This window comes from Kitasatospora terrestris, assembly GCF_039542905.1.
Lineage (GTDB): Bacteria > Actinomycetota > Actinomycetes > Streptomycetales > Streptomycetaceae > Kitasatospora > Kitasatospora terrestris.
This window is the reverse complement of record NZ_BAABIS010000001.1, coordinates 3,862,258-3,886,146: the sequence shown is the minus strand read 5'-3', so window position 1 is coordinate 3,886,146 and position 23,889 is coordinate 3,862,258. Positions and strand designations below refer to the sequence as shown.

Here is a 23,889-nt window from a genome sequence, read left to right as displayed (position 1 = left end):
AGGGGGTCCTTTTCAGCCGGCGGCGCGGCAGAGTCCGGCGGCCGCGGCCTGGTCGGACAGGTACTGCTCGGCGTGGCCGGCGACCAGGTCGAGGACGTGGGCGATGTCCGCGGTGGTGGTCTCCGGGTTGAGCAGGGTGAACTTGAGGTGGTGCCGGCCGTCGACCTTGGTGCCGGCCACCACCCCCTCGCCGGAGGCGGCCAGCGCCCGGCGGGCGTGCAGGTTGGCCTCGTCGGCGTCCGCGGGGTCGGTGCCGGCGGGCGGCAGGTGGCGGAAGACCACGGTGGACAGCTGCGAGCGGGTGACCACCTCGAAGCGCGGGTCGGCGGCGAGCAGCGCGTACGCCTCGGCGGCCCGGTCGACCACCTGGTCGAAGAGTTCGCCGACCGCGTCGGCGCCCATCACCCGCAGGGTCAGCCAGAGCTTGAGCGCGTCGAAGCGCCGGGTGGTCTGCACGGACTTGTCGACCTGGTTGGGGATCCGCTGCTCGGCGGCGCGGGCCGGGTTGAGGTAGTCGGCGTGGTGCGTGGCGTGCCGCAGCACGGTCCGGTCGCGGACCAGCAGGGCGCTGGAACTGACGGGCTGGAAGAAGGACTTGTGGAAGTCGACGGTGACCGAGTCGGCCCGTTCGATGCCGGCCAGCAGGTGGCGGCGGGTGCGCGAGACCAGCAGCCCGCAGCCGTACGCGGCGTCGACGTGCAGCCGGGCGCCGGCCCGCGCGCAGGCGTCGGCGATCTCGGGCAGCGGGTCGATCGAGCCGAAGTCGGTGGTGCCGGCGGTGGCGACCACGGCCATCACCGGGAGTCCGGCGCGGCGGCAGCGCTCCAGTTCGCGGGCGAGCACGGCGGGCCGCATCCGGCGGCCGCGGTCGGTCTCCACGGCGATCACCGCGTCCGGCGCGAGGCCGAGCATCTTGGCGGACTTCTGCACGCTGAAGTGTCCGGCCCGCGAGGTGAGCACCCGCAGTCGCGGCAGTGCCTGGTGGCGGGGGAGCGCGGTGGCGGCCAGCGCCTGCTCGCGAGCCAGCAGCAGGGCCTGGAAGTTGGACTGCGAGCCGCCGCTGGTGAACACGCCGTCGGCGTCCGGGCCGAGGCCGATCCGGTCGGCCGTCCAGTCGATCAGACGGCGCTCGATCAGGGTGCCGCCGGCGCTCTGGTCCCAGGTGTCCAGCGAGGAGTTGACCGCGCTGAGCACGGCCTCGCCGAGCAGCGCGGGGATGACCACCGGGCAGTTGAGGTGGGCCAGGTAGCGGGGGTGGTGGAAGTACACCGCGTCGCGCAGGTAGACCTGCTCCAACTCGTCGAGGGCGGCGCCGGTTTCACCGAGCGGCCGGTCCAGGTCGACGGCCGCGATCTCGGGGCCGAGCCGGTCCGGGGTGATCCCGCTGAACGGACCGGCGGTGGCGACCCGGCGGGTGACGCGGTCGACCCCGGCGGCGACGGCGGCCCGGTAGGCGGGCAGCGTCCGGTCGTTGAACAGGTGGGAGCGGGCCCCGGTGGCAGGTGCCGGCATGGTCATCGTCAGTCCCCAAGGGTCAAGGGCGAGTTGATTTAGTTAGGTTAGCCTAACCTAACTAAAATGACCAAGGCGAGAGCCCGCCCCCGTGATGTCGGGAACGGGCTCTCGTGTCGGGAAAAGGGCTGGTCAGGCCTCGGCCGACGCCTCCTCGCGCAGTTGCTCCTCGGAGGCGCCGCGCCGCCAGTAGCCGGAGAAGGCGACCGCGCGGCGGTCGAAGCCGCGCTCGCCGACCAGGTGCCGGCGCAGCGACTTCACCGTGCCGGACTCGCCGGCGATCCAGGCGTATGGCGTGCCGGCGGGCAGCTCGGCGGCGCGCACGGCATCGGTGAGGGCGGTGGGCCGGCCGGCCTCGCGGATCAGCCAGACGATCTCCACCTCGGGCCCGGCGGGCAGGTCCTGGATGTCCTCGGCGTGCGGGACCTCGATCCACACCCGGGCCCGGGCGTCGGCGGGCAGCCACTCCAGGACGCCGCCGACGGCGGGCAGCGCGGTCTCGTCCGCGGCCAGCAGCAGCCAGTCGGTGCCCTGCGGCGGCCGGAAGCCGACGCTGCGGTTCTCCGCCCGGCGCGGACCGAGCAGGACCACCCGGTCGCCGGGCCCGGCGGTGGCCGCCCAGCGGGCCGCCGGACCGGCCGCGCCGGAGCCGGGACCGGTGCCGTGCAGGGCGAAGTCCACGTCCACCTCGGCGAGTTCGGGCCGGTGCGCGCGGATGGTGTACGAGCGCATCACCGCCCGCTGCTCGGCCGGCAGGGCGCGCCAGGCGCCGAACCAGTCGAGGCCCGCCTCGATCGGCAGCAGCGGCGCCGGCTGGCCGGGGTGCGGCAGGAAGAGCGAGAAGCTCTGGTCCCGGCCGCCGCTCTCGAAGCCCTCCAGCTGCTCGCCGCCGAGGGTGATCCGGACCATGGTCGGGCCGAGCCGCGCCGAGCGGACCACCTGCGCCTCGAAGAAGCCGAACTGGGCGGCCAGGTCCGCCGCCTCGTCCTCGATCGGGTCGCTCATGACAGCTTCTTCGCGGACTGGACGGCCTTGGCCAGGTTCTCCAGCAGCGGCGCGGCGCCGGCCCAGGAGAACCGCGGCACGGCGTCCCAGGGGACGATCTGGCCGGCCTTGACGGCGGGCAGCTGGTTCCAGGCGGGCTTGGCGGCCAGGTCCTTGGGCTGCAGCGCGGTGGAGCGCTTGTCGAGCAGCAGCAGGTCGGCGTGGAACTTGCCGGCGTTCTCCCAGCTCAGCGCCTCGAAGTAGTCGCCGGCCTCCAGCTTCTCGGGCTGGACGAAGTCCACGCCCAGCTCGGCGAAGGTGATCAGGTCGGTGGCGATCTTCGGGTTGGAGACGTAGAAGATGTCGGCGGCGCCGGAGCAGGCCATCACCTTGATGCCGCCGGCCGCCTTGGCGGCCTGCCGCAGCTGCTCGGCCGCGGCCTCGTAGCGGGCCTTGGCGTCGGTGACCTTCTTCGCCTTCAGGTCGGCGCCGAGCGACTCGGCGAGCTTGGCGTAGCGCTCGATCGGCTGGGTCATCGGCACCCGGCCGGTGGTGATCGCGACGCTCGGGGCGAGCTGCAGGATCTTGTCCTTGGACTCGTCCGGCACGTACCAGAGGGCGTCCGGGTCGTACATGTGGGTGACCAGCAGCTCGGGGCGGAGCGCCGCGTACTTCTCGACCGAGAACTCGCCCCAGGCGTTGCCGAGGATCTCGACCTTGCCCACGTCCAGGTCGCCGGCCTGCGGGTCGGGCTTGCCGTCGGCGCCCTTGGTCTCGCCGAAGACGCCGACGATCTGCCTGTCCAGACCGAAGTCGGCCAGGGCGGCGGCGGTGCCGGTGAAGGCGACCACCCGGGCGGGCGCGGCCTTGGCGGTGACCTCCTTCTTCCGGTCGTCGGTGAAGCTCCACGGACCGGCGGCGGCGCCGGACTTGGCCTCGCCCGAGGTGGCGCCGCCCTTGCTGTCGGCCTTGCCGCCGCAGGCGGCGAGCAGGGCGCCGGCGGCGGTGGCGCCGGCGGCGGCGAGCAGCCCGCGGCGGGAGAGGTCGGCAGTTCTGGGCATGGGCATGGCGGAGCACTTCCTCACGGGTGTCTGTCGGGCGAATCGGAAGATAGGTTAACCTAACCTAAGTTCTTGTCCAGGGGTGTCCGAACCACTCCTCAGCACGCCCCGGAGCAGCCCTTGTCCGACGTCAACTCCCTTGCCGTGACGGCGGCCCGGCCGGCCCGCCGACGATCCGCCCGGGCCGCCGGGCCGGCCGCGGCCGGGCTGGTACTGCTCGGCGTCCTGGCGCTCAGCATCGGCTTCGGCGCCCGCCAGCTCTCGCTCGCCGAGGTCTGGCAGGGCCTCACCGACCCCACCGCGCCGACGTACACCGTGGTGCACGAGATGCGGCTGCCGCGCACCCTGCTCGGCCTGCTGGCCGGCAGCGCGCTCGGCCTCGCCGGAGCGGTGATGCAGGCGCTGACCCGCAATCCGCTCGCCGACCCCGGCCTGCTCGGCATCAACGCCGGTGCCTCCGCCGCGGTCGCCACGGCCGCCGGCCTGCTCGGGGTCACCGCGTTCAGCGGCTACGTGTGGTTCGCCCTGGCCGGCGCCGCCTGCGTCGCCGTCCTGGTGTACGCCGTCGGCGGCGGCCGCGGCGCCACCCCGGCCCGGCTCGCGCTGGCCGGCTCCGCGATCAACGCCACCCTGTACTCCTTCGTCAGCGCGGTGATGCTGCTGAACGCCGCCTCGCTGGAGCGGATGCGCTTCTGGACCGTCGGCTCGCTGGCCGGCGCCCAACCCTCCACCGTCCGCCAGGTCCTGCCGTTCATCGCCGTCGGCCTGCTGCTCGCCCTCGCCCTCGCCCGGCCGCTGAACGCGCTCGCCCTCGGCGACGACTCCGCCCGCGCCCTCGGCGCCCGCCCGGCCGCCACCCGGGCCGCCGCGATCCTCGCGGTCACCTTGCTGTGCGGCGCCGCCACCGCCGCCTGCGGGCCGGTCGTCTTCGTCGGCCTGATGGTCCCGCACCTGGTCCGCGCCGTCACCGGCCCCGACCTGCGCCGGCTCTTCGCCTACTGCGTGCTGCTCGCCCCCGTGCTGCTGCTGGGCGCCGACGTGCTCGGCCGGGTGCTCGGCCGGCCCGGCGAACTCCAGGTCGGCATCGTCACCGCCGTCCTCGGCGGTCCCTTCTTCCTCTTCTTCGCCCGCCGCGGGAGGTCCCGGGCATGAACGTGCTCCGCATCGGCACCCTCTCCGTCCGCTACCGCCCGCGCGCCCTGGCCGCCGGAACGGCCTGCGCGCTGCTCGCCCTGCTGGTCGCCGTCCTCGCGCTCGGCACCGGCGACTACCCGATGAGCCCGGCGGACGTGCTGCGCACCCTGACCGGCGGCGGCACCCCCGCCGAGGAGTTCATCGTCCAGGAGCTGCGGCTGCCCCGGGTCGCCACCGCCCTGCTGGTCGGCGCCGCGCTCGCGCTCTCCGGCGCGCTCTTCCAGTCGCTGGTCCGCAACCCGCTCGGCAGCCCCGACATCCTCGGCTTCACCCAGGGCGCCGCCACCGGGGCCCTGCTGGTCGTGGTGGCCGGCGGCAGCAGCCTCGCACTGGCCGGCGGCGCCGTCGCCGGCGGGCTGCTCACCGGCGTCGCGATCCACGCCCTCGCCTGGAAGCACGGCGTGCACGGCAGCCGGCTCGTCCTGGTCGGCATCGGCACCGCCGCGATCCTCACCGGCGTCAACGGCTACCTGCTCACCCGCGCCCAACTCATGGACGCCGCCCGGGCCGTGCTCTGGCTCACCGGCAGCCTGGACGGCCGCGGCTGGGGCGACGCCCTGCCGCTGCTGATCGCCCTCGCCGTGCTCGTCCCCGCCGTGCTGATCGGCTGCGGTCCCGCGCTGCGGATCCTGGAGATGGGCGACGACTCCGCGAGCGGCCTCGGCCTGAGCCCCGAACGGCTGCGCCTCGCCCTGCTCGCCGCCGCGGTGCTGCTCGCCTCGCTCGCCGCGGCCGCCGCCGGACCGGTCTCCTTCGTCGCCCTCGTCGCCCCCCAGCTCGCCCGGCGGCTCACCCGGGCCCCCGGCCCCAACCTGCTCGCCGCGCTGTGCACCGGCGCCGCCCTCACCGTCACCGCCGACTTCGCGGCCCAGCGGATCGTCCCCGACCACCAGCTGCCGGTCGGCGTGGTCACCGGCGTGCTCGGCGGCGGCTACCTGATCCGGCTGCTCGCCACCGAACGCCGGGCGGGCCGGCTGTGACCGGCGCCGGAACGACCACTGCCGTGCCCACCGCACCGAACGGAGCGAACCCCATGCCGGACGGCACCCCGCGGCTGGCCGGCCGCGACCTCACCCTCGCCTACGAACGCCGGACCATCGCCGAACAGCTGACCGTGGACATCCCCGACCACTCCTTCACCGTGGTCGTCGGCCCCAACGCCTGCGGCAAGTCCACCCTGCTGCGCGCCCTCTCCCGCACCCTGCGGCCCACCGCCGGACAGGTGCTGCTCGACGGCCGCTCGATCGCGGAGATCCCGGCCAAGCAGGTCGCCCGCACCCTCGGGCTGCTCCCGCAGTCCTCCACCGCGCCCGACGGCATCACCGTGGCCGAACTGGTCTCCCGCGGCCGCTACCCGCACCAGGGCCTGCTGCGCCAGTGGTCGCCCGAGGACGAGCGGGTGGTCACCGGGTCGATGGCCGCCACCGGCGTCGAGAACCTCGCCGACCGGCTGGTCGACGAGCTCTCCGGCGGCCAGCGCCAGCGCGTCTGGATCGCCATGGCGCTCGCCCAGGAGACCCCGCTGCTGCTCCTCGACGAGCCCACCACCTACCTGGACATCGCCCACCAGATCGACGTCCTCGACCTCTGCGCCCGCCTCCACGAGGAGCGCGGCCGCACCCTGGTCGCCGTCCTGCACGACCTCAACCACGCCGCCCGGTACGCCACCCACCTGATCGCCATGCGCGACGGCCGGGTGGTCGCCGCCGGCCCGCCCGGCGAGATCGTCACCGCCGAGCTGGTCGAGGAGGTCTTCCGGCTGCCCTGCCGGGTCATCGAGGACCCGGAGAGCGGTACCCCGCTGGTCGTACCGGCCGCCCGGAAGCCCGCCGCCCGATGAGCCACCGGGTCTTCCGCGACGCCCACGGCATCCCCCACCTGCGGGCCGACGGCCCGCGCGGACTCGCCTTCGCCCAGGGACACAACGCCGCCGCCGACCGCGCCTGGCAGCTGGAGGTCGAACGGCACCGCGCGCAGGGCGGCTCCGCCGCCTTCCTCGGCCCCGAGGCGTTCTCCTGGGACGTCCTCGCCCGCCGGGTCCGGCTCGCCGACACCGCCCGCCGCTGCTTCGCCGCCCTCGACCGGTCCACCGCCGGCTGGGTGCTCGCCTACGTCGACGGCGTCAATGCCGGCCTGGCCGAACACGCCGGACACGCGCCGGAGTTCGCCGCCGCCGGAGTGCGGCCGGGGGAGTGGAAGCCATGGACGCCGCTGGCCGTCTGGCTCTCCCACCACCTGCTCTTCGCGGGCTTCCCCGCCAAGCTCTGGCGCGAGCGGGTCGCCCGCGAACTCGGCCCGGACGCCGTCGAACTGTTCGCCACCGACGGCCCCGGCAGCTCCGGCTCCAACGGCTGGCTGCTGGCCGGCGGGCGCACCGCCACCGGCGCCGCGCTGATCGCCGGCGACCCGCACCGCTTCATCGAGGCCCCCGGCGTCTACCAGCAGATCCGCCTCGCCTGCCCCGAGTACGACGTGGTCGGCCTCGCCGTCCCCGGCGTCCCCGGCCTCGCCCACTTCGGCCACACCGGCGGCGTGGCCTGGGCGATCACCAACGCCATGGCGGACTACCAGGACCTGTACCGCGAACGGCTCCGCCGCACCGGCGACGGCGTCGAGGCGCTCGGCCCGGACGGCTGGCGCCCCGCCCACGCCCACACCGAGACCGTCCACGTCGCCGGCGGCGACCCGGTCACCGTCGAGGTGCTGGAGACCGCGCGCGGCCCGGTGCTGACCGGCGGCCCGGACGGCGAGGCGGTCAGCCTGCGCTACCCGCCGCGGGTCCGGGCGAAGCTCGGCTTCGAGGCACTCCCCGCCCTGCTGCGCGCCCGCACCGTCGCCGACGTCGACCGGGCGATGGACCACTGGGCCGAACCCGTCAACGTCGTCCTCGCCGCCGACACCGCGGGCGGCCTGCTGCACCGCACCGCCGGGGCCGTCCCGCTCCGCGACCCCGCCAACGGCCTCGGCCCGGTACCCGGCTGGGACGCCGCGTACGCCTGGCGCGGCTGGCGGGCGCCGCTGCGCGAACCGGTCGACGGACGCGCGGTGATGGCCAACCAGCGCGGCATCGCCGCCCCGCTCGGCGTCGAGTTCTCCGCCCCGCACCGCGCCCGGCGGATCGCCGAACTCCTCGACGCGCGGCAGGGCTGGACCGCCGACACGGTCGCCGCCGTGCACACCGACACCCACCTCGGCTCGGCCGGCCCGCTGCTCGACCTGGTCGCCGGTCTCGACGGCCTCACCCCGAGCGCCGCCGCGCTGCGCACCCGGCTGCTCGGCTGGGACCGCACGATGGCCGCCGACTCGGCCGACGCCGCCGCGTACGCCGCCCTCCGGGCCGCCGTGGTGCGGGAGTTGGCGGACCACCCGGTGTTCGCCGGGCTGGCCGCGCTGCCCGAGCTCCCGGAGGCGCTGCTGCCCTGGCAGGCGCTGCTGCCCCGGATCGGCCACGCCCTGGAGAGCCTGCTCACCACCGACCGGCTGCCGGCGCTCGACCGGCCGGCGCTGGTCCGGGCCGCGCTGGAGCAGGTCGCGGCCGGTCCGCTGCCCGGGAGCTGGGCCGAGACCCACCGGCTGGCCCCCTGGCAGGCGCTCCCCGCACCCGCCGAGTGGCCGGGCCTCGGCGGCGACCACGACTGCGTGCTCTCCACCTCCTCCGTGCCCGGACTCACCGACCTCAGCGCCCGCGGGCCCGCCGCCCGCTACGTCTGGGACCTCGCCGACCGCGCGAACAGCCGGTGGGTCGTCCCGTTCGGCGCCTCCGGCCTCCCCGGGCACCCGCACCACCGCGACCAGCTGCCGCTCTGGCTGGCCGGCCGGTTGGCGCCCGTCACCACCGACTGGAACCAGCTCACCGAGGAGCCCTCCGCGATGACCGACTTCCGACGCACCGTCCCCGGCTTCGGCGAGGTCCGGCTGCGGCCGCTCGACCCGGTCGGCGACGCCGAGCTCGTCCACGGCTGGGTCACCCAGGAGCGCGCCCGCTTCTGGGGCATGCTCGACCACGACCGGGCCGCCGTCCAGGAGACCTACGCGTACGTCGACTCGCTCACCACCCACCACGCCTACCTCGCCCTGCGCGACGGCGAACCGGTCGCCCTCTTCCAGACCTACCGGCCCGAGCACGACCCGGTCGGCGGGTGCTACCCGGTCCTGGACGGCGACCACGGCGTCCACCTGCTGATCGGGCCCGCCGACGGGGAGGCCCGGCCCGGCTTCACCGAGGCGCTCATCGCCGTCCTGATCGCCTTCGTCCTCGACGACCCCGCCCACCGGCGGATCGTCGCCGAACCCGACGCCCGCAACGAGAAGGCGCTGAGCCGCCTGGTCCGCAGCGGCTTCGAGCTCGGCCCCGAGATCGACAAGCCGGAGAAGCGGGCCCGGCTGGCCTTCCTCACCCGCGAGGCGGCCGCCCCGGTCCTCGCCCGCCTGAGCCCGGCGCTCGGCAGCGGCGTGTAAGGACGGCGGGGCATCCGCTGACAGTCCGTCGGCGCGCGGCCGGGCCTGCCGCTGGCAGGCTCGGCCCCATGACCCTGAACCTCGCCGTCGCCCAGTCGCTCTGCACCGCCGCGCTCACCGAGGCGGCCCGGCGCCGGCTCGTCGTCTCGGTCGCGGTCGTCGACGCCGGCGGCCACCTGATCGCCTTCGCCCGGATGGACGGTGCCGAGATCGCCGGGCCGGTGCTCGCCCCGGACAAGGCGTACACCGCCGTCGCCAACAGCGCCCCCACCCACGAACTGGCCGTTGCCGCCGCGCCCGGCGGCCCGCTCTTCGGCCTGCACGCGGCCGCGGGGGGCCGCTACGTGATCTTCGGTGGAGGCATCCCGCTGCTCGACGTCGCCGGCCGGATCGTCGGCGGCATCGGGGTCAGCGGCGCCCCCGAGCCCGCGGACGACACCGCCTGCGCCCAGGTGGCGGTCACCCGCTGGGCAGCAATGCGCTGACCGCCGCGACGGTGTCCGCCTCGGCGGCCGTCTTGTCCTCCCGGTACCGCACCACCCGGGCGAACCGCAGGGCCACCCCGTCCGGGTAGCGCGAGGACCGCTGCACGCCGTCGAAGGCGATCTCCACCACCAGCTCCGGCCGCACCACCACCCCCCACGGCTCCTCCCGCACCGCCAGCTCGCGCAGCCGTCCGGTCTGCCACGCCAGCAACGCGTCGGTCAGCCCCTTGAACGTCTTCCCGAGCATCGCGTACGAGCCGTCCTCCCGGCGCGCCCCCAGGTGCAGGTTGGACAGCCGTCCGGCCCGCCGCCCGTGCCCCCACTCGGCGGCCAGCACCACCAGGTCCAGGGTGTGCACGGGCTTCACCTTCAGCCAGGAGGCGCCCCGCCGGCCGGCGCCGTACGGTGCGTCCAGCCCCTTCACCACCACGCCCTCGTGCCGGCGCTCCCCGGTGGCCCGTTCGGCGAACTCCTCCGCCGCGGCGCGGGCCGCCGGATCCGCCGGGTCGGCCACCACCAGTCGGCGCACCCGCGCGGACTCCGGCACCAGCCGGGCCAGTTCGGCCTGCCGCTCAGCGGCCGGGGCGTCCAGCAGCACCCGCCCGTCCACCGCCAGCAGGTCGAAGAAGACCGGGGAGAGCGGTAGTCCGGCGTTCTCGCCCGCCGCGTCGGCCGCGGAACCGACCCGCCCGGACGTCTGCTGGAACGGCCGCGGCCGGCCCCCGGCGTCCAGCGCCAGCACCTCGCCGTCCAGCACCACCTGCTCGACCGGCAACTCCCGCACCAGTTCGATGACTTCCGGAAGCCGCGCGGTGATCTCGGCGAGCGTGCGGGTGTAGATCCGCACCCGGTCGCCGTCCCGGTGGACCTGGATCCGGATGCCGTCCAGCTTCTCCTCCACCGCACACGGCCCGAGCCGCTCCAACGCCTCGGCCACGGTCTTCGCGGACTGCGCCAGCATCGGCAGCACCGGACGGCCCACGCTCAGGGTGAACTCGCCCAGCACCTCAGGGCCTTCGGCCAGCAGCCGGGCCGCCAGCGCACCCGCCGAGCCGGACAGCATCACCGCCCGCCGCACCGCCCCGGCCTCGACACCGACCGCCGCCGCCAAGCCCTCCACCGCGAGCGCGTCCAGCGCGCCCTGGCGCAACTCTCCGCCGATCAGCTCGAGCAGGAACGCCTGCTCCTCCTCGGTGGCCTCCGCCATCAACGCGTCGACCAGGCGCTTGCGTTCGGCCTGCGCGCCGGCGCCGGAGACCGCGGCGATCCGCTCCAGCCGGGCGTCCACCTCCAGCACCCGCAGGGTCGGCTCGGCGGCCGGCTCCGGACGGTCGCGCAGGGTCTGCCAGCCCACGCCGATCCGCCGCTGCGGCAGCCGGCCCGCCAGATAGGTGATCACCACGGGCGCCTCGGCCGGCTCCGCGTGCCGGAAGAGCTCGGCGAGCAGCGCGACCTTCGCGTTCCGCGCGGTCGTCCGCGTGAGCTGCCGTGACGTCCGGGCCAGGTCCGCGAGGTGCATGGCTCCATCCTCACCGCGGCGGCGCCCGGTAGCCCAGCGGGCGCGCCGGGTCGGCCGGGTTCGTACCGCGAGCCTGCGGGGCTTTCCGGGGCAGTCGGTTCGCACTACCGGCCTGCGCGCGGCGCGCCGGTTCAGATCGTCCGCACTGCGAGGCTGCGCGGCTCGCCGGTGCAGGTGGCCAGCCGCTCCGCCGCCGCCTCCAGCGCGCCTGCCGGCAGGGCGCCGTGCTCGGCGAAGAGCCGCACGTCCACGACGTCCCCGTCGAACTCCCACACCCCGGCGATCCTGCCCCCGTGCACCACCACCGGCGAGATCCAGCCCGCCGCCCGGGACACCTCCGGGCGGCGCTCCGGCGCGAGCAGCCGGGCGTCGGACGTGCCGGTGCCGAGCACGTACTGGTCGAAGCCGGGCAGCAGCACCACCTCCGTGGACGGCTGCGTGGCCGCCAGCTCCGCCACGTCCTCGGCGAGCATCCGGCGCGGCTCCCCGTCCACCGACACCTCGGCCAGCCGGTCGCCGAGCGCGGTGAACCAGCCGCGCAGCCGGGCCTTCCTCGACGCGCCGCGCAACAGCCACGCGTCGAAGGACTCGGCGGTGGTCGGGCCGTGCGCCCCCAGGTAGGCGGGCAGGACGGTGTGCGCGGCCTGCTCGGGTTCGGGCAGCGTCTCGGGCCAGCCGGCGATCCACGTGCGCGGCGCGGCGAAGCCGGCCCGGTTGCCCTCGCCGGGGCCGTTGCAGAGCCGTCCGGTCCAGGCGAGCGGCTTCAGCACCGTGCCCCAACCGGACGTCAGCTGCTCCCGCAGATCGGCGAACGCGGGCCGGGCCACCAGCGCCTCGGTGAGTTCCGCCCGGCTCAGCGGGCCGGCCGACAGCAGTTCCTCGACCGCGTCACCGAGCGCCGCCATCCGGTCCGGAGTGACGCCGAAGGTGCGCTGCCAGGACGGCTTCTCCCAGGTGCGGGCGGCGGAGATCAGCGAGAGGTACGACGGCAGGTCGCCCGGGTCCATCAGGTGCAGGGTGCCGCGCATCGCCCAGGTGCGGACGACCGTGCGGTCGGCCAGCGCCGCCGCCACCGCGCCGGGCTGCGGAGCCTCCTGCCGCACCGCGACCGCCAGCTCCGCGGCCGACGCCACCTGCGCCTGCACCCCGCCCAGCCGCCGCACCACCTCCGCGACCCCGCCCCCGCCCCGCGGCACCAACCCCTGCCGCCGCAACCGCCACGCGAACACCTGCTCGTGCGTCACCCTCGTCCCCATGCGCCCCACCCTAGGCGCCACCCCCGTCACCGCCCCGCACGCCGGCGGGGCGGTGACGGGGCGGAGCGGTGGAGCCCATGGTGCGTCAGGGGATCAGGACGATCTTGCCCTTGGTGCGGCCGGTCGCGATCAGCTCGTGGGCCTTGGCTGCGTCGGCGAGCGGGAGCCGGTGCTCGACGTGGGGGCGCAGGCGGCCGGTCTCCACCAGGTCGGTGAGCGCGGCGAGGCCGACCCGGTCGGGCTCGGCGGTGAAGGGGACGAAGCGCCGTCCGGCGGCCGCCGTCCGCTCGGCGAACTCCCGGTCGGAGGACCGCACCAGGGTCACCAGTGCCCCGCCGTCCCGCAGCACGCCGAGCGAGCGCTCGGCGACGTCCCCGCCGATGCCGTCGAGCACCACGTCGAGTCCGGTGAGCCCGTCGGTGAAGTCCGCGGTGCGGTGGTCGATCAGGTGGTCCGCGCCGAGCTCGCGCAGGAAGTCGTGCTTCTCGGCGCCGGCGGTGGCGTACACCTCGGCGCCGAGTGCCTTGGCGATCTGCACGGCGAGGTGGCCGACGCCGCCGCCGGCGGCGTGGATCAGGACCCGCTGTCCGGCCTGCAGCCGGGCGCCGTCGACGAGGGACTGCCAGGCGGTGAGTCCGGCGAGCGGCAGGGCGGCGGCCTCGGCGTGGCTGAGGCCCTTCGGCTTGCGGGCGAACTGCCGGGAGGGCGCGGCGACGTACTCGGCGTAGGTGCCGGCCTGGCGGGGGAAGAGCGGCATGCCGTAGACCTCGTCGCCGACCTTGAGGTCGGTGACGCCGGGCACGACCTCCTCGACGACGCCGGAGACGTCCCAGCCGAGGACGAAGGGCGGTTCGCCGAGCAGCGGGAAGGCCCCGGCCCGGACGTACGCGTCGACCGGGTTGACCGAGGTCGCGTGCACCTTGACCAGCACCTCGGTGACGGTCGGTACGGGCCGCTCGATCTCGACGCTCTCCAGGACCGACGGCCCACCGACGGAACGCTGGGTGATCGCTCGCATGACTGTCTCCTCTGGCGGTTTCCTGCTCCGTTGTTGACCCCAACGCTAGAAGCACCGTCAGAGACGATGAATGGTCAGAAGTCTTGATTCCCTGTCCGATCGTCTCGTCACGGCCCGCCTGCTCGTCTACATTGGTCGTATGGACATCCTCACCGAGGCCGTCGCCTCCATGCGGACCGACCGCGCCCGCGCCGCCCGCACCGAGTGCCGGGGGCCGTGGGGGCTGCGCTTCCACGAGGAGGCGGGTTCGGGCTTCCACATCGTGCTGTCCGGGTCCTGCTGGCTGCTCACCCCGGACGGCGGTGCGACGGCGCTGGGCGTGGGCGACGTGGTGTTCCTGCGCCGGGGCGCGGAGCATGTGCTGACGGACGACCCGGGCTCCCCGGTGCGGGACTTCCGGCCGGAGCCGGCCGCGCCGGACGACAGCACGGTGCTCGGCCACTTCGCGCTGGACGGCGGCGAAGGTCCGCGCACCACCCTGCTCTGCGGCTCGTACCACCTGGACCGCACCCGGCAGCACCCGCTGGTGGCGAGCCTTCCGGAGCTGATCCACCTGCCGGCGCAGCCGGGCCGGCACCCGGCGCTGCGGGCGGCGATCGAGCTGCTCGGTGCCGAGCTGAACAGTCCGGGCCCGGGGTCCGACGGCGTCGTCGCCGAGCTGATCGACCTGCTGCTGCTGTACATCCTGCGGGCGTGGCTGGCGGAGCAGCCGGACTGCGCGACGGCCGGCTGGTCGGCGGCGCTGACCGATCCGGCGATCGCGCCGGCGCTGCGGGCGATCCACGCCGACCCGGGGCACGCCTGGACGGTGGAGGGCCTCGGCGAGCGGGTCGGGTTGTCCCGGGCGGCGTTCGCGCGGCGTTTCACCGGGCTGGTCGGCGAGCCGCCGCTGGCGTACCTGACCCGCTGGCGGATGACCACCGCGGCCCGGCTGCTGCGCCAGTCGGACCTGGGGATCGGCACGGTCGGTGCCCGGGTCGGCTACGGCTCGGAGTTCGCCTTCGCCAAGGCGTTCAAGCGGGCGTACGGCCTGCCGCCGGGTCAGTACCGGCGCGAGGCGCCGGAGCCGTCGGCGGCCTGACGCGCCGCGGCGGGCGTGTAGCACGGGCGTCGGCCGCCGCCCGGGCGGATACTGACGGTATGCGCCTGAACCCTGAGAATCCCGAGTTCCCCGAGGACCTCGACGAGGAGTCGCCGGCGGCGATGGAGCCGGAGGACGCGCGACGCGAGGTCGTCGAGCACGAGCTGGACGACCTGGAGGTGCTGAGCCAGCACCGCGCGCTGGGTGCCGACGACGCGGACGACGGCGACGCCGTCGAGCAGGTCCGCGAGGTCGCGGTCGACGACGAGGACTACCGCGAGTAGCCGTCGGTCCCGCTACAGTGCCCGCCTGCGCTGGAGCCAGGCGAACGCCGCCCACCCCGGCAGGATCGGCAGCAGGAAGGTCAGCAGCCGGAACAGCATCACCGCCGCGAACGCGGCGGGCTTGTCCATGGTGCTCGCGCCGACCAGCAGGTTGGTGAGCAGCACTTCGACGCCGCCCGCGCCGCCGGGGGTGGGCATCACGTTGCCGGCGGCGTTCCCGGCCATGAAGACGAAGGCGACGGCCAGCAGGCCCGGTTGTTCGCCGACCGCGCGGGCGCAGCAGTAGAGGCAGGTGACGAAGGTCGCCGAGACCATCGCCTGCCCGGCGAAGCCGACGGCGAGCTTGCCGGGCTGCTGGAGCATGTCGAGCAGCCGGGGCAGCACCTCGGCGCGCAGCGGCCGCAGCAGGGCCTGGACCCGGCGGCGCAGCCAGGGGACGGCGGTGGCGGAGACGATCAGCACGGCGAGCCCGGCGAGGCCGAGGGCGAGCACCCAGCCGCTGGGCAGTTCCTCGACCGGGCCGTCGGAGTCCAGGCCGAGCAGCGAGCTGACCACGGCGAGCTGGAGCAGGTGCAGGGCGAGGCCGATCATCTGGGAGGCGCCGACGCTGGAGAGCGCCTGCGCGGTGGGGATGCCGGCGCACTGCAGGAAGCGGGTGTTGAGGGCGATGCCGCCGACGCCGCCGGGGGAGACCAGTTTGACGAAGCCGCCGGCCACCTGGGCGGTGAGCGCGGTGCCGAAGGGGAGCCGTTCCGGGACGAAGCCGATCACGCCGAGGGTGGCCACCAGGTAGCTGGCGACGGCGGCGAGCGCGGCGCCGGCCAGCCAGCCGGGGTCGGCGTCGGCGAGCACGCCGATCGGGTTGCGGTCGGCGGTGAAGAGGGTCTGCAGCAGCAGGTACCCGGCGAGCATGCCGGCGGCGACGGTGAGCAGGGTCCGCGGGCGCAGCCGTTCCAGCCGGACGGGTTCGGAGGGGGCCTGCGGCAGGTGGCGCTGCACCTCGGCGCGCAGTTCGGCGGTGAGTTCGCGGTGGGGCCGCAGCGCGGCGCGGGTGGCGCGGGGGAGGGCGATCGGCTGGAGCAGCGGCAGGGCGGCGCCGACCGGGCCCGGGCCGAGCACCCGCATCGCGGCGGCGACGGTGCGGGTGGGGCCGGCGTGCAGGGCGAGCACGGTGAGCAGCCCGGCGACGTCCAGGCGCAGCAGCAGGTCGCCGGCGGCGATCTCGCCCTCGGTCAGTCCGACCAGGTGGACCGCGCCCCCGGCGTCGACCAGGACGTTCCGCGGGTCGAGCGCCCGGTGCGCGATCCGGCGGCGCTGGAGCAGGGCGAGCTGCTGCCAGGCGTCGGTGAGGACCTCGTCGGTGAGCTCGTCCTCGGTGAGTTCGGCGATCGGCCGGGCGATCAGCTGCCGGTACGCCACCAGGGCGGCGTCCGGGCCGAGTTGGGCGACCGCCTCGGGGGTGCGGGTGCGTGCCCCGGCGGCGGTGGCGGCGTACGAGAGCAGGGTCTGGTGCTCGAGCCCGGCGCGCAGTGGCCGCAGGCCGAGCGGGCGCGGGGCGGTGCGGACCCGCAGCACCACCCACAGGTGCCGGAGCAGGCCGCTGGCCTGGGCCTGCCGGTCGATCAGGTGGACGTCCAGCACCGGCCGCCCGTCCCGCTGGGTGACCAGGTACGAGCACGGGCCGGTGGCGGTGACGGTCAGCGGGCGGACCCCGCACTGGGCGAGGGTCTGCTCGACCTGCCGCACGGTGGGGCAGGGCAGCGGCTCGCCGACGGCGTACCGGATGCCGTGCGCGGTGGTCCAGCCGATCAGCAGGGCGAGCACCAGGGAGAGCGGGCTGGCGTAGCCGGTGACCAGGCCGGAGAGTCCGGCGAGGGTGAGGGTGGTGGCGAGCGCGGTGCGCCAGCGGCGCAGCCCGGCGGTGGAGACGGCGGTCATGAAGGCCAGCACCGGGGCGAGGTGGCCGTAGACCGGGTCGGTGCGGCCGATCCCGCCGGGGAGCGGGTGGGTGAGGGTGGTGAGGCCGCCGGCGGCGAGGTCCAGGCCGAGCGTGAGGCCGTAGGCGGCGACGGCGGCGAGCACGCCGTCGGCGACCCGGCGGCGGTCGCCGCGCAGCAGCCGGTCGACGGCGAAGGAGAGCGGGACCAGCAGCAGGGCGCCGGCGCACAGCGCGGCGGTCAGCTTGACCGGCGGCCAGGGCAGCAGCCCGGCGCCGAGCGAGACGTCGGCGTCCAGGCCGCCGGCGGTGGCCTGCGCGTAGCCGGCGAGCAGCAGGGTCAGCCCGATGCTGCCGAGGCCGGCCAGCAGCCGGATCAGTGACGCCGGGTGCCGCACCCGGCGGTCCCCGGACCGGGGCGGGTCGGCAAGTGCCGCGCCGGCTTCGTCAGCGTGTATCACCGTGGCCACGCGGCATGCTCCCACACCGGTGTTCGACCCGGGTGGCCGTTTCCGGAGCGGTGGCCGCGTAGTGTGGTGTGTATATGGTGTGTTATCCGGGCATACCGGAACGGATACCGCACCCATGCGGCCACCACCCGCCCTCCGTGCGGCCGGCCGCCGAAGGGAGGTCGACGATGACCAAGCGATCGACCGGCAAGATGACCAAGCTCCGCAAGGGCACCCAGGAACTCCTCGAGCGCCGTGCCATGGCCGCCGATCCCAGCCCGCTCGCCCCGCAGTTGCACACCGACAGTGCCACCGCAGCCCGGACCGGGCCGTACTTCGGCGACGCGGTGTTCAGCCACGGCGGCCGCCGCGTCTCCGTCCCCGCCGGACCGCTCGGGGGCCCGGCCGGACACACCGAACTGCCGGGCCACCGCCACCGCGGCGCGGAGAAGCACTCGGCGCACTGACCCCGGCCCGCGCGGAGGTGGGAGAGTGATCGCGACACCTCCCACCTCCGCCCCGAGGAGTGCCGTGACCGAAGCGCCCGAGTTCAAGTCCCGCGAGGAGTGGCTCGCCTCGCTGCACCGCGTGTACGCCGCCGCCGGCTGCCTGATCACCGACCCGGAGGGCCGGGTGCTGATCGTCAAGGCGGGCTACCGCGAGCACTGGCAGTTCGTCGGCGGGACGGTGGACCTGAACGAGAACCCCCGGCAGTGCGCCGAGCGCGAACTCCTGGAGGAGACCGGCCTGGTGGGCGCCGCCGGCGACCTGCTCGCGGTCGCCTGGACCCACCCCGGCGAGGAACTCGACCACCCCGCCTGCCACTTCCTCTTCGACCTGGGCACCATCCCGGCCGACAGCCCGATCGCCCTGCCGGCCGGCGAGCTCGACGCCCACCGCTGGGCCGGCGTCGACGAGGCCCTCGAACTCCTCGGCCCCGCCCGCGCGCTGCGCCTGACCGCCGGTCTCGCCGCCCGCGCCGACGGCCGGACCCGGATCGTCACGGCCCCCAACTCCGGCTTCTGACCGGCCGGTCCGCGGACGGCTTCCGGCCCGCCGCAGCGACAGCTCGAACCCGTCGTGGCGCGCCCCGGCGCGGTCAGCCGGCCAGGCGGGCGCGGACGGCGGCGATGTCGGCGGCGGGCAGCAGCTCGGCCGGATCGAATTCGGCGAGCACCTCCAGCACCACCTCGTGCGCGGTGGTGCCGGCGTTCGCGAGGATCTTCTCGATCGCCGCCTGCTCGTCCGGGCGGCCCAGCAGGCCCCAGAGCGGGCGCAGGTTGTCCGCGCTCAGCCGGTAGTCGGCGGCGATCGCCTCCGGGGCCACCCCGGCGAGGGCGAGCAGCACCAGGGCCGCCAGGCCGGTCCGGTCGCGGCCCGCGCCGCAGTGCACCACCACGCCGCCCGGCGCCGCGTGCGCGACGGCGGCGACCACCGCGGCGACCGCGTCCGGGCAGTTGTCCAGGTAGGGGCGGAAGGCCAGCGGCGTACCGTCCAGCCCGCCGAACCGGGCCCACCACTGCGGGCCGGCCAGCTCGTCGAGCGGCACCCGGACCAGCGTGAGGCCCTCGGGCAGCGGCAGCAGCGGGCGGTACTCCTCCTCGTTGCGCAGGTCGACGACGGTGCGCACGCCGTACGAGCGCAGCGCGGCCCAGCCCTCGGCGGTCAGCCGGTCCAGGTTGTCGGCGCGGACCACCGCTCCCGGCCGGGTCCGCCCGCCGCCGGTGAGCGGCAGGCCGCCCAGGTCCCGGACGTTCAGGCAGCCGTCCCACACCAGGTGCCGCGCGTCGCTCATCTCGAGTTGTCCCCCGTAAGTCAGCAGGGGCCCCGCGCCCCTGCTGACCAGGACACCGCCGACCGGGTCGGCGGTTGCACCGTCAGAAGGCCTTCCGGGCCTGTTCCACGGCGGCGAAGGCGCGGTCGACCAGGGCGGCGTGGTCGGCGGCGACCGCGGCGGAGGGTTCGCCGGCCAGGATCCGGCGGGCGGTGGTGGTGAAGACCGTACGGATCGCGGCCATGCCGAGCGAGGCGGTGAACCGGGCGCGCAGCGGGTCGGCCCCCGGTTCGGCGGCGAGCTGCTCGGCGAGGCCGCGTTCCAGTTCCTCCGCCGCCTCGCGGACGAATCCGCGCAGCGCGGCCGAGTCCAGCACCGTGCGCCAGAAGACGGCGATGTTCTCGCCGAAGCCGGTGAGCGGGTGCCCCTGCTCGGCGAGGCCGTGCATCAGCCGCCGCAGTGCGTCGAGCGGGCTGCTGCCCGGCGCCCGGCCGGCGACCGCACCGGCGAGCAGCCCGGTCACCTCCGGCACTCGGTCGAACAGCAGTTCTTCCTTGCGGGGGAAGTAGTTGAACACCGTCATCTTCGAGACCCCGGCCGCGTGGGCGACCTCGGCGACCGAGACCTCGTCGAAGCCCCGGTCCAGGAAGAGCGTGGTGGCGGCCCGGGAGATGGCCAGCCGGGTCTGCTGCTTCTTGCGTTCGCGCAGCGGGATGTGGGGGGAGTCCTGGTCCATAGGGAAAGTGTACTGGACCAAAACTTTGACCGGGTATAAAGTCTTGTCCATGGACCTCGACATCAACACCGATGTGGTGATCGCGGGGGCGGGTCCGGTCGGCCTGCTCCTCGCCTGCGAACTCGCGCTGGCCGGCGCGCACGCCCTGGTCGTCGAACGGCGCACGGAGATCGACCCCACCGCCAAGGCGGGTTCGGTCAACGCCGCCACCGCCCGCCTGCTGGACCGGCGCGGCCTGCTGCCGCAGCTCGCCGCCGCCCAGGAGCAGGCGCTGGCCCGGATCCGCTCCTTCGCCGCCGCCCGGCCGGGCGGCACCGTCCCTGCCCGGCTGCCCCGGTACGCCGCCCACTTCGGCGGCGTCATGCTCGACCCCGCGCTGATCGACGAGCGCGACCCGCTGCTGGCCGGCCTCGGCCCGGCCGCCGAGGTGCTCGTCGTCCCGCAGCAGGCCGTCGAGGCGATCCTGGCGGCCCGGGCCGCCGAGCTCGGCGTGGAGATCCGCCGGGGCGCCGAGGTGGTGGGATTCGACCGGGAGCAGGGCGCCGTCACCGTGCACCTCGCCGACGGCTCCCGGGTGCGGGCCGGCTGGCTGGTCGGCGCCGACGGCGGCCGCTCCACCGTCCGCCGGCTCGCGGGCTTCGCCTTCCCCGGGACGGACCCGGAGATCACCGGCCACCAGGCGATGGTCGAGATGGAGGGCGCGGAGAAGCTGCGCCCCGGCTGGAACGCCACCGACACCGGCGTCTACGTCAGCGGGCCGATGGCCGGGCGGATCCTCACCGTGCAGTTCGACGGGCCGCCCGCCGACCGCGGGGCGCCGGTCACCGCGCCGGAGCTGACCGACGCGGTCCGCCGGGTCACCGGCGAGCCGGTCACCGTCACCGCCGTGCACTCGGCGACCCGCTTCACCGACAACGCCCGCCTGGCGGACACCTACCGCCTCGGCCGGGTGCTGCTCGCCGGGGACGCGGCCCACGTCCACTCGCCGTTCGGCGGGCAGGGGCTCAACCTCGGGCTCGGCGACGCCGTGAACCTCGGCTGGAAGCTCGCCGCGGTGGTGCGCGCCGCCGCCGGCGAGGAACTGCTCGACAGCTACACCGCCGAGCGCCGTCCGATCGCCGCGCAGGTGCTGGACTGGACCCGGGCGCAGATCGCGCTGATGCGGCCGCGGCCGCACGAGCGGGCGCTGCGCGGGGTGGTGGCCGAGCTGCTCGGCACGCCGGACGGCGCCACCCGGATCGCCCGGGACTTCTCCGGCGCCGCGCAGCGCGTCCTGCCCGAGGGCGGCGGCGGCCACCCACTGGTCGGCACCGTCCCGCCGGAGCTGGAGTTCGCCGACGGCACCCGGCTGTCCGAGCACTGCCACGGCGGCGGCGGCCTGCTGCTGCGGCTCGCCCCGGACGCCCCGCACGCGCCCGGCCGCGCCGACCGGGTCCGCACCGTCACCGCGACCTGCCCCGACCGGCCGGACCTGGCCGCGCTGCTGCTGCGCCCCGACGGCTTCACCGCCTGGGCCGCCGGCAGCTCCGACGCGGCGGGCCTGGCCGAGGCGCTCGCCACCTGGTTCGGCGCCCCGGGCGCGTGACCCGCGTGGACGACGCGGCTCAGGGCGTCAGGCCGTACTCGTCCTCCTCGCCGAAGGTCCACAGGTCGCGGCCGAGGGTGTCGAGGGCGCGGACGCGGGCGAAGCGGTCGTCCCCGGCGGAGAGGAAGCCCCGGGCGGCGGACTCCAGGACCTGGCGGGCGATCCGGTCGGCGCGGCTCCAGGCGCCGTGCAGCAGCAGGACGCCGTCGGCCAGCTCGGCGCGCTGGATGCGGGCGACGGCGGCCTGGGCGAGCGCGGCGTTGACGCCGTCGAGCTCGCCGGGGGAGAGGTAGGTGTGCGGGACGGCGGCGAGCCGGCGGAGCAGCTCGGGCAGCCCGTAGTGGCGGACGGCGGCGATCGAGTCCTCGACGGCGACCAGCCACCGCGGCCCGGGGGAGATCTCCCACCACAGCTCGCCGCCGACCGGCAGCACCTCGCCGATCGGGGCCCGCCAGCTCTCCAGGCCGTGCGCCGCGTTGGCGTCGGGCCGGGCCGCCCGGCCGCCCCAGACGGCCTTGGGCGTGACGCTCAGATTGAGGGTGTAGCGGACCGAGCGGTCGTCCGGGGCGGGCAGCACCTGGACGGAGAGGACCGCCCAGCGGGCCGGGTCCGGCACCGAGAAGGAGTACCGCCACCCGGTGAACCCCATCGCCCGCAGGGCGGGCGCGAAGTGGTCGCGCATCCCCTCGGTGAAGAGCTCGGGGGCGGTCGCCATGGCACTCCCGTCGTCAAGCGGACCTTTTACGTATAAAACGTATGTTTCGGACAGTCCTCGGGGCTGCGGGCGAATGGCAGTCACTGACAGGACGTTGGTCCCGGCTTTTCACGTCCCCCGTATGGCGCATCATGTGGCGGTGCACAGTGCTGAACACCACGGGGTGGACGACGACGAGGCCGGCCACCCCCCAGGACCCGGGGACCTGCCGCCGGACCGGCGGACCGATCTGACGGCGGCCGTGGAGGCGGCCCGGGCCGGTGACGAGGAGGCGTTCCGGACCCTGTTCCGGGCGGTCCAGCCGGGCCTGCTCCGCTACCTGCGGGTCCTGGTCGGCGGCCGGTCGGAGGACGCCGAGGACATCGCCTCCGAGGCGTGGCTGCAGATCGCCCGCGACCTCTCCTCGTTCACCGGCGACTCGGACGGCTTCCGCGGCTGGGCGGCGACCATCGCCCGCAACCGAGCCATGGACCACCTCCGTCGCCAGCGCCGCCGCCCGGTCGCCGACCTGCCCGTCGAGTACCTGGCCGAGCTCGCCGCGCTGGAGGACACCGCCGGCACCGCGATGGCCGCGGTCGCCACCTCGGACGCGCTGGCGATGATCGCCGGCCTGCCCAAGGACCAGGCCGAGGCCGTCCTGCTGCGGGTGGTCCTCGAACTGGACGCGGAGACCGCCGCCCGGGTGCTCGGCAAGCGCGCCGGCACGGTCCGGATGGCGGCCCACCGCGGGCTGCGCAAGCTAGCCAAGCTGCTCGACCAGACCGGCGGGGCCGCCACCGGCATCCCCCACCAGCAGGCCCCCGCCGGGCCGGCCGCCCCGCCCGCGGACGTGCCCGCCGGCCGCCGCCGCACACCGGCGAAGAAAAAATCCGCGCAAGGTGTGACACCGGCGCGGGCCACGACGCTGAAGGACATGAGATGAGCACCAACCGATCCCGCCGGATCGACCGCGACACGGCCGAGCAGCTGCTCGGCGGTGACCCGGTCGGCTCGGAGGCCGGTCAGGCCTCCCTCACCGGACAAGCGGCCCTCGCCGGGCTGCTCGCCGCGGCCAAGGCGCCCGCGGCGGGCCCGGCGGAGGAGGCGCTGCCCGGCGAGGAGCAGGTGATGGCCGCGTACCGGGCGGCTCGTCACAGCACTGCCCAGCACCTGGCCCCACAGCACCGGAGACGAACGATGGCGGACACCGCGCTCGCGCGGGCCTTCAGCGCGAAGGCCCTCGCCGCCGCGCTGGCCGCCACCGCGGTCGGCGGCGTGGCCTTCGCCGCGTCGACCGGCAACCTGCCGACGGTGCTCGGCGGCCACGGCCCGGTCGAGTCCCCGGTCCTGACCGGGGGCTCCTCGCACTCCGCCGGACCGGACGGCGGAACGGACCGTCCGGGCGACCCGTCCGGCCGGACGGGCACGCAGCCGGGCGGCACCGCCAAGCCCTCGGCCGACGCCTCCGGCACGGCCGGCGCGAGCGCGGGAGCCTCCGGCGACCCGTCGCGGCTGCCGGACCTGGCCAAGCTGTGCAAGACCGTCGGAGAGCGCACCGGCAACACGACCAAGCTCCGTGAGCTGCTGACCGAGGAGTCGATGCAGCCGCTGGTGAAGGCCGCCGGCGGCGCCGACAGGGTCGCCCCGTACTGCGCCACCGTCGTGGGCAAGGGCAACGCCTCGCCCGGCAACGCCTCGCCCGGCGACCACGGCAAGCCCACGCCCACGCCGACGCCGACGTCGACGAAGGGCGAGCGTGAGAAGACCACCGCGCCCAGCGCGGACCAGAAGGCCGCCCGGAGTTCCGACTCCGGCGGCTGACCGAAGACTCCGGTCGGACGGTGGGCAAACCCCCCGGGCCCA

At 75.6% G+C, this 23,889-nt stretch carries 22 protein-coding genes; 12 read left to right on the top strand and 10 right to left on the bottom strand.

Annotated elements, in window-relative coordinates; genetic code table 11:
* Positions 1-12 precede the first annotated feature (12 nt).
* From ABEB06_RS17850 to ABEB06_RS17840, 3 genes are all read right to left on the bottom strand, one after another.
* Entirely contained in the window at positions 13-1,518 is a 1,506-nt protein-coding gene (locus ABEB06_RS17850; RefSeq protein WP_345697861.1) for a pyridoxal phosphate-dependent decarboxylase family protein, read from the bottom strand.
* Between the two features lie 126 nt (positions 1,519-1,644).
* Positions 1,645-2,517: a siderophore-interacting protein gene (locus ABEB06_RS17845; protein ID WP_345697860.1), complete on the bottom strand. Its 873-nt coding sequence runs from the start codon at positions 2,515-2,517 to the stop codon at positions 1,645-1,647.
* Complete coding sequence (locus tag ABEB06_RS17840; protein WP_345697859.1) at positions 2,514-3,563, bottom strand: ABC transporter substrate-binding protein; 1,050 nt, start codon at positions 3,561-3,563, stop codon at positions 2,514-2,516. The genes ABEB06_RS17845 and ABEB06_RS17840 overlap by 4 nt, the downstream gene beginning before the upstream one ends.
* 114 nt (positions 3,564-3,677) lie before the next feature.
* On the opposite strand from ABEB06_RS17840, the gene ABEB06_RS17835 reads away from it, so the two are divergent.
* The 5 genes from ABEB06_RS17835 (at position 3,678) to ABEB06_RS17815 (ending at position 9,694) form a co-directional block, all read left to right on the top strand.
* Positions 3,678-4,709 carry a FecCD family ABC transporter permease gene (locus ABEB06_RS17835; RefSeq protein ID WP_345697858.1) on the top strand — a complete coding sequence of 344 codons (1,032 nt, stop codon included), beginning with the start codon at positions 3,678-3,680 and terminating at the stop codon, positions 4,707-4,709.
* Positions 4,706-5,731, top strand: coding sequence for a FecCD family ABC transporter permease (locus ABEB06_RS17830; protein ID WP_345697857.1), 1,026 nt, complete (start codon positions 4,706-4,708; stop codon positions 5,729-5,731). The genes ABEB06_RS17835 and ABEB06_RS17830 overlap by 4 nt, the downstream gene beginning before the upstream one ends.
* A 53-nt stretch (positions 5,732-5,784) precedes the next feature.
* Positions 5,785-6,591, top strand: coding sequence for an ABC transporter ATP-binding protein (locus tag ABEB06_RS17825; protein ID WP_345697856.1), 807 nt, complete (start codon positions 5,785-5,787; stop codon positions 6,589-6,591).
* On the top strand, positions 6,588-9,209 hold the full coding sequence (locus ABEB06_RS17820) for a GNAT family N-acetyltransferase (RefSeq protein ID WP_345697855.1): 2,622 nt from the start codon (positions 6,588-6,590) through the stop codon (positions 9,207-9,209). The genes ABEB06_RS17825 and ABEB06_RS17820 overlap by 4 nt, the downstream gene beginning before the upstream one ends.
* 68 nt (positions 9,210-9,277) lie before the next feature.
* Positions 9,278-9,694 (top strand): GlcG/HbpS family heme-binding protein, encoded by a 417-nt coding sequence (locus tag ABEB06_RS17815; RefSeq protein WP_345697854.1) that lies wholly within the window; start codon positions 9,278-9,280, stop codon positions 9,692-9,694.
* Here ABEB06_RS17815 and ABEB06_RS17810 read toward each other — a convergent pair.
* The 3 genes from ABEB06_RS17810 to ABEB06_RS17800 form a co-directional block, all read right to left on the bottom strand.
* Entirely contained in the window at positions 9,669-11,213 is a 1,545-nt protein-coding gene (locus tag ABEB06_RS17810) for an ATP-dependent DNA ligase (RefSeq protein WP_345697853.1), read from the bottom strand. The two genes, ABEB06_RS17815 and ABEB06_RS17810, sit on opposite strands and share 26 nt — an antisense overlap.
* 131 nt (positions 11,214-11,344) lie before the next feature.
* On the bottom strand, positions 11,345-12,469 hold the full coding sequence (locus tag ABEB06_RS17805) for a winged helix DNA-binding domain-containing protein (RefSeq protein WP_345697852.1): 1,125 nt from the start codon (positions 12,467-12,469) through the stop codon (positions 11,345-11,347).
* Positions 12,470-12,554: 85 nt separating this feature from the next.
* Positions 12,555-13,487, bottom strand: a complete 933-nt coding sequence (locus tag ABEB06_RS17800; protein ID WP_345697851.1) for an NADP-dependent oxidoreductase — start codon at positions 13,485-13,487, stop codon at positions 12,555-12,557.
* A gap of 139 nt (positions 13,488-13,626) precedes the next feature.
* Between ABEB06_RS17800 and ABEB06_RS17795 the strand changes: the two genes are divergently transcribed.
* Both ABEB06_RS17795 and ABEB06_RS17790 read left to right on the top strand, forming a co-directional pair.
* Positions 13,627-14,568 (top strand): AraC family transcriptional regulator, encoded by a 942-nt coding sequence (locus tag ABEB06_RS17795; RefSeq protein WP_345697850.1) that lies wholly within the window; start codon positions 13,627-13,629, stop codon positions 14,566-14,568.
* 59 nt (positions 14,569-14,627) lie between these two features.
* Positions 14,628-14,852 carry a hypothetical protein gene (locus ABEB06_RS17790; RefSeq protein ID WP_345697849.1) on the top strand — a complete coding sequence of 75 codons (225 nt, stop codon included), beginning with the start codon at positions 14,628-14,630 and terminating at the stop codon, positions 14,850-14,852.
* Between the two features lie 12 nt (positions 14,853-14,864).
* Here the strand turns inward: ABEB06_RS17790 and ABEB06_RS17785 are convergent, their stop codons facing one another.
* Entirely contained in the window at positions 14,865-17,258 is a 2,394-nt protein-coding gene (locus ABEB06_RS17785; protein ID WP_345697848.1) for a lysylphosphatidylglycerol synthase domain-containing protein, read from the bottom strand.
* 167 nt (positions 17,259-17,425) lie between these two features.
* On the opposite strand from ABEB06_RS17785, the gene ABEB06_RS17780 reads away from it, so the two are divergent.
* Both ABEB06_RS17780 and ABEB06_RS17775 read left to right on the top strand, forming a co-directional pair.
* Positions 17,426-17,704, top strand: coding sequence for a hypothetical protein (locus ABEB06_RS17780; RefSeq protein WP_345697847.1), 279 nt, complete (start codon positions 17,426-17,428; stop codon positions 17,702-17,704).
* Positions 17,705-17,768: 64 nt separating this feature from the next.
* Positions 17,769-18,263 carry an NUDIX domain-containing protein gene (locus ABEB06_RS17775; protein WP_345697846.1) on the top strand — a complete coding sequence of 165 codons (495 nt, stop codon included), beginning with the start codon at positions 17,769-17,771 and terminating at the stop codon, positions 18,261-18,263.
* 73 nt (positions 18,264-18,336) lie between these two features.
* Here the strand turns inward: ABEB06_RS17775 and ABEB06_RS17770 are convergent, their stop codons facing one another.
* Both ABEB06_RS17770 and ABEB06_RS17765 read right to left on the bottom strand, forming a co-directional pair.
* Complete coding sequence (locus tag ABEB06_RS17770) at positions 18,337-19,032, bottom strand: tyrosine-protein phosphatase (RefSeq protein WP_345697845.1); 696 nt, start codon at positions 19,030-19,032, stop codon at positions 18,337-18,339.
* Between the two features lie 82 nt (positions 19,033-19,114).
* Positions 19,115-19,747 (bottom strand): TetR/AcrR family transcriptional regulator, encoded by a 633-nt coding sequence (locus tag ABEB06_RS17765; protein WP_345697844.1) that lies wholly within the window; start codon positions 19,745-19,747, stop codon positions 19,115-19,117.
* A 49-nt stretch (positions 19,748-19,796) separates the two neighbouring features.
* Here ABEB06_RS17765 and ABEB06_RS17760 point away from each other — a divergent pair, with 49 nt between their 5' ends.
* On the top strand, positions 19,797-21,332 hold the full coding sequence (locus ABEB06_RS17760; protein ID WP_345697843.1) for an FAD-dependent oxidoreductase: 1,536 nt from the start codon (positions 19,797-19,799) through the stop codon (positions 21,330-21,332).
* Positions 21,333-21,351: 19 nt separating this feature from the next.
* On the opposite strand, the gene ABEB06_RS17755 is transcribed toward ABEB06_RS17760, so the two are convergent.
* Complete coding sequence (locus ABEB06_RS17755; RefSeq protein WP_345697842.1) at positions 21,352-22,047, bottom strand: hypothetical protein; 696 nt, start codon at positions 22,045-22,047, stop codon at positions 21,352-21,354.
* A 139-nt stretch (positions 22,048-22,186) separates the two neighbouring features.
* Here ABEB06_RS17755 and ABEB06_RS17750 point away from each other — a divergent pair, with 139 nt between their 5' ends.
* Both ABEB06_RS17750 and ABEB06_RS17745 read left to right on the top strand, forming a co-directional pair.
* Entirely contained in the window at positions 22,187-22,969 is a 783-nt protein-coding gene (locus ABEB06_RS17750) for an RNA polymerase sigma factor (RefSeq protein WP_425559639.1), read from the top strand.
* The gene (locus tag ABEB06_RS17745) at positions 22,966-23,847 is read left to right on the top strand and encodes a hypothetical protein (RefSeq protein ID WP_345697841.1); all 882 of its coding nucleotides are present in this window, start codon (positions 22,966-22,968) and stop codon (positions 23,845-23,847) included. Before ABEB06_RS17750 ends, ABEB06_RS17745 begins: the two co-directional genes overlap by 4 nt.
* Positions 23,848-23,889: the final 42 nt, after the last annotated feature.

Bases quoted from the DNA above. Each gene is read 5' to 3' on its own strand.
- ABEB06_RS17850 (WP_345697861.1), bottom strand. From the start codon at position 1,518: ATGACCATGCCGGCACCTGCCACCGGGGCCCGCTCCCACCTGTTCAAC.
- ABEB06_RS17845 (WP_345697860.1), bottom strand. From the start codon at position 2,517: ATGAGCGACCCGATCGAGGACGAGGCGGCGGACCTGGCCGCCCAGTTC.
- ABEB06_RS17840 (WP_345697859.1), bottom strand. From the start codon at position 3,563: ATGCCCATGCCCAGAACTGCCGACCTCTCCCGCCGCGGGCTGCTCGCC.
- ABEB06_RS17830 (WP_345697857.1), top strand. From the start codon at position 4,706: ATGAACGTGCTCCGCATCGGCACCCTCTCCGTCCGCTACCGCCCGCGC.
- ABEB06_RS17825 (WP_345697856.1), top strand. From the start codon at position 5,785: ATGCCGGACGGCACCCCGCGGCTGGCCGGCCGCGACCTCACCCTCGCC.
- ABEB06_RS17820 (WP_345697855.1), top strand. From the start codon at position 6,588: ATGAGCCACCGGGTCTTCCGCGACGCCCACGGCATCCCCCACCTGCGG.
- ABEB06_RS17815 (WP_345697854.1), top strand. From the start codon at position 9,278: ATGACCCTGAACCTCGCCGTCGCCCAGTCGCTCTGCACCGCCGCGCTC.
- ABEB06_RS17810 (WP_345697853.1), bottom strand. From the start codon at position 11,213: ATGCACCTCGCGGACCTGGCCCGGACGTCACGGCAGCTCACGCGGACG.
- ABEB06_RS17805 (WP_345697852.1), bottom strand. From the start codon at position 12,469: ATGGGGACGAGGGTGACGCACGAGCAGGTGTTCGCGTGGCGGTTGCGG.
- ABEB06_RS17800 (WP_345697851.1), bottom strand. From the start codon at position 13,487: ATGCGAGCGATCACCCAGCGTTCCGTCGGTGGGCCGTCGGTCCTGGAG.
- ABEB06_RS17795 (WP_345697850.1), top strand. From the start codon at position 13,627: ATGGACATCCTCACCGAGGCCGTCGCCTCCATGCGGACCGACCGCGCC.
- ABEB06_RS17790 (WP_345697849.1), top strand. From the start codon at position 14,628: ATGCGCCTGAACCCTGAGAATCCCGAGTTCCCCGAGGACCTCGACGAG.
- ABEB06_RS17780 (WP_345697847.1), top strand. From the start codon at position 17,426: ATGACCAAGCGATCGACCGGCAAGATGACCAAGCTCCGCAAGGGCACC.
- ABEB06_RS17770 (WP_345697845.1), bottom strand. From the start codon at position 19,032: ATGAGCGACGCGCGGCACCTGGTGTGGGACGGCTGCCTGAACGTCCGG.
- ABEB06_RS17765 (WP_345697844.1), bottom strand. From the start codon at position 19,747: ATGGACCAGGACTCCCCCCACATCCCGCTGCGCGAACGCAAGAAGCAG.
- ABEB06_RS17760 (WP_345697843.1), top strand. From the start codon at position 19,797: ATGGACCTCGACATCAACACCGATGTGGTGATCGCGGGGGCGGGTCCG.
- ABEB06_RS17755 (WP_345697842.1), bottom strand. From the start codon at position 22,047: ATGGCGACCGCCCCCGAGCTCTTCACCGAGGGGATGCGCGACCACTTC.
- ABEB06_RS17745 (WP_345697841.1), top strand. From the start codon at position 22,966: ATGAGCACCAACCGATCCCGCCGGATCGACCGCGACACGGCCGAGCAG.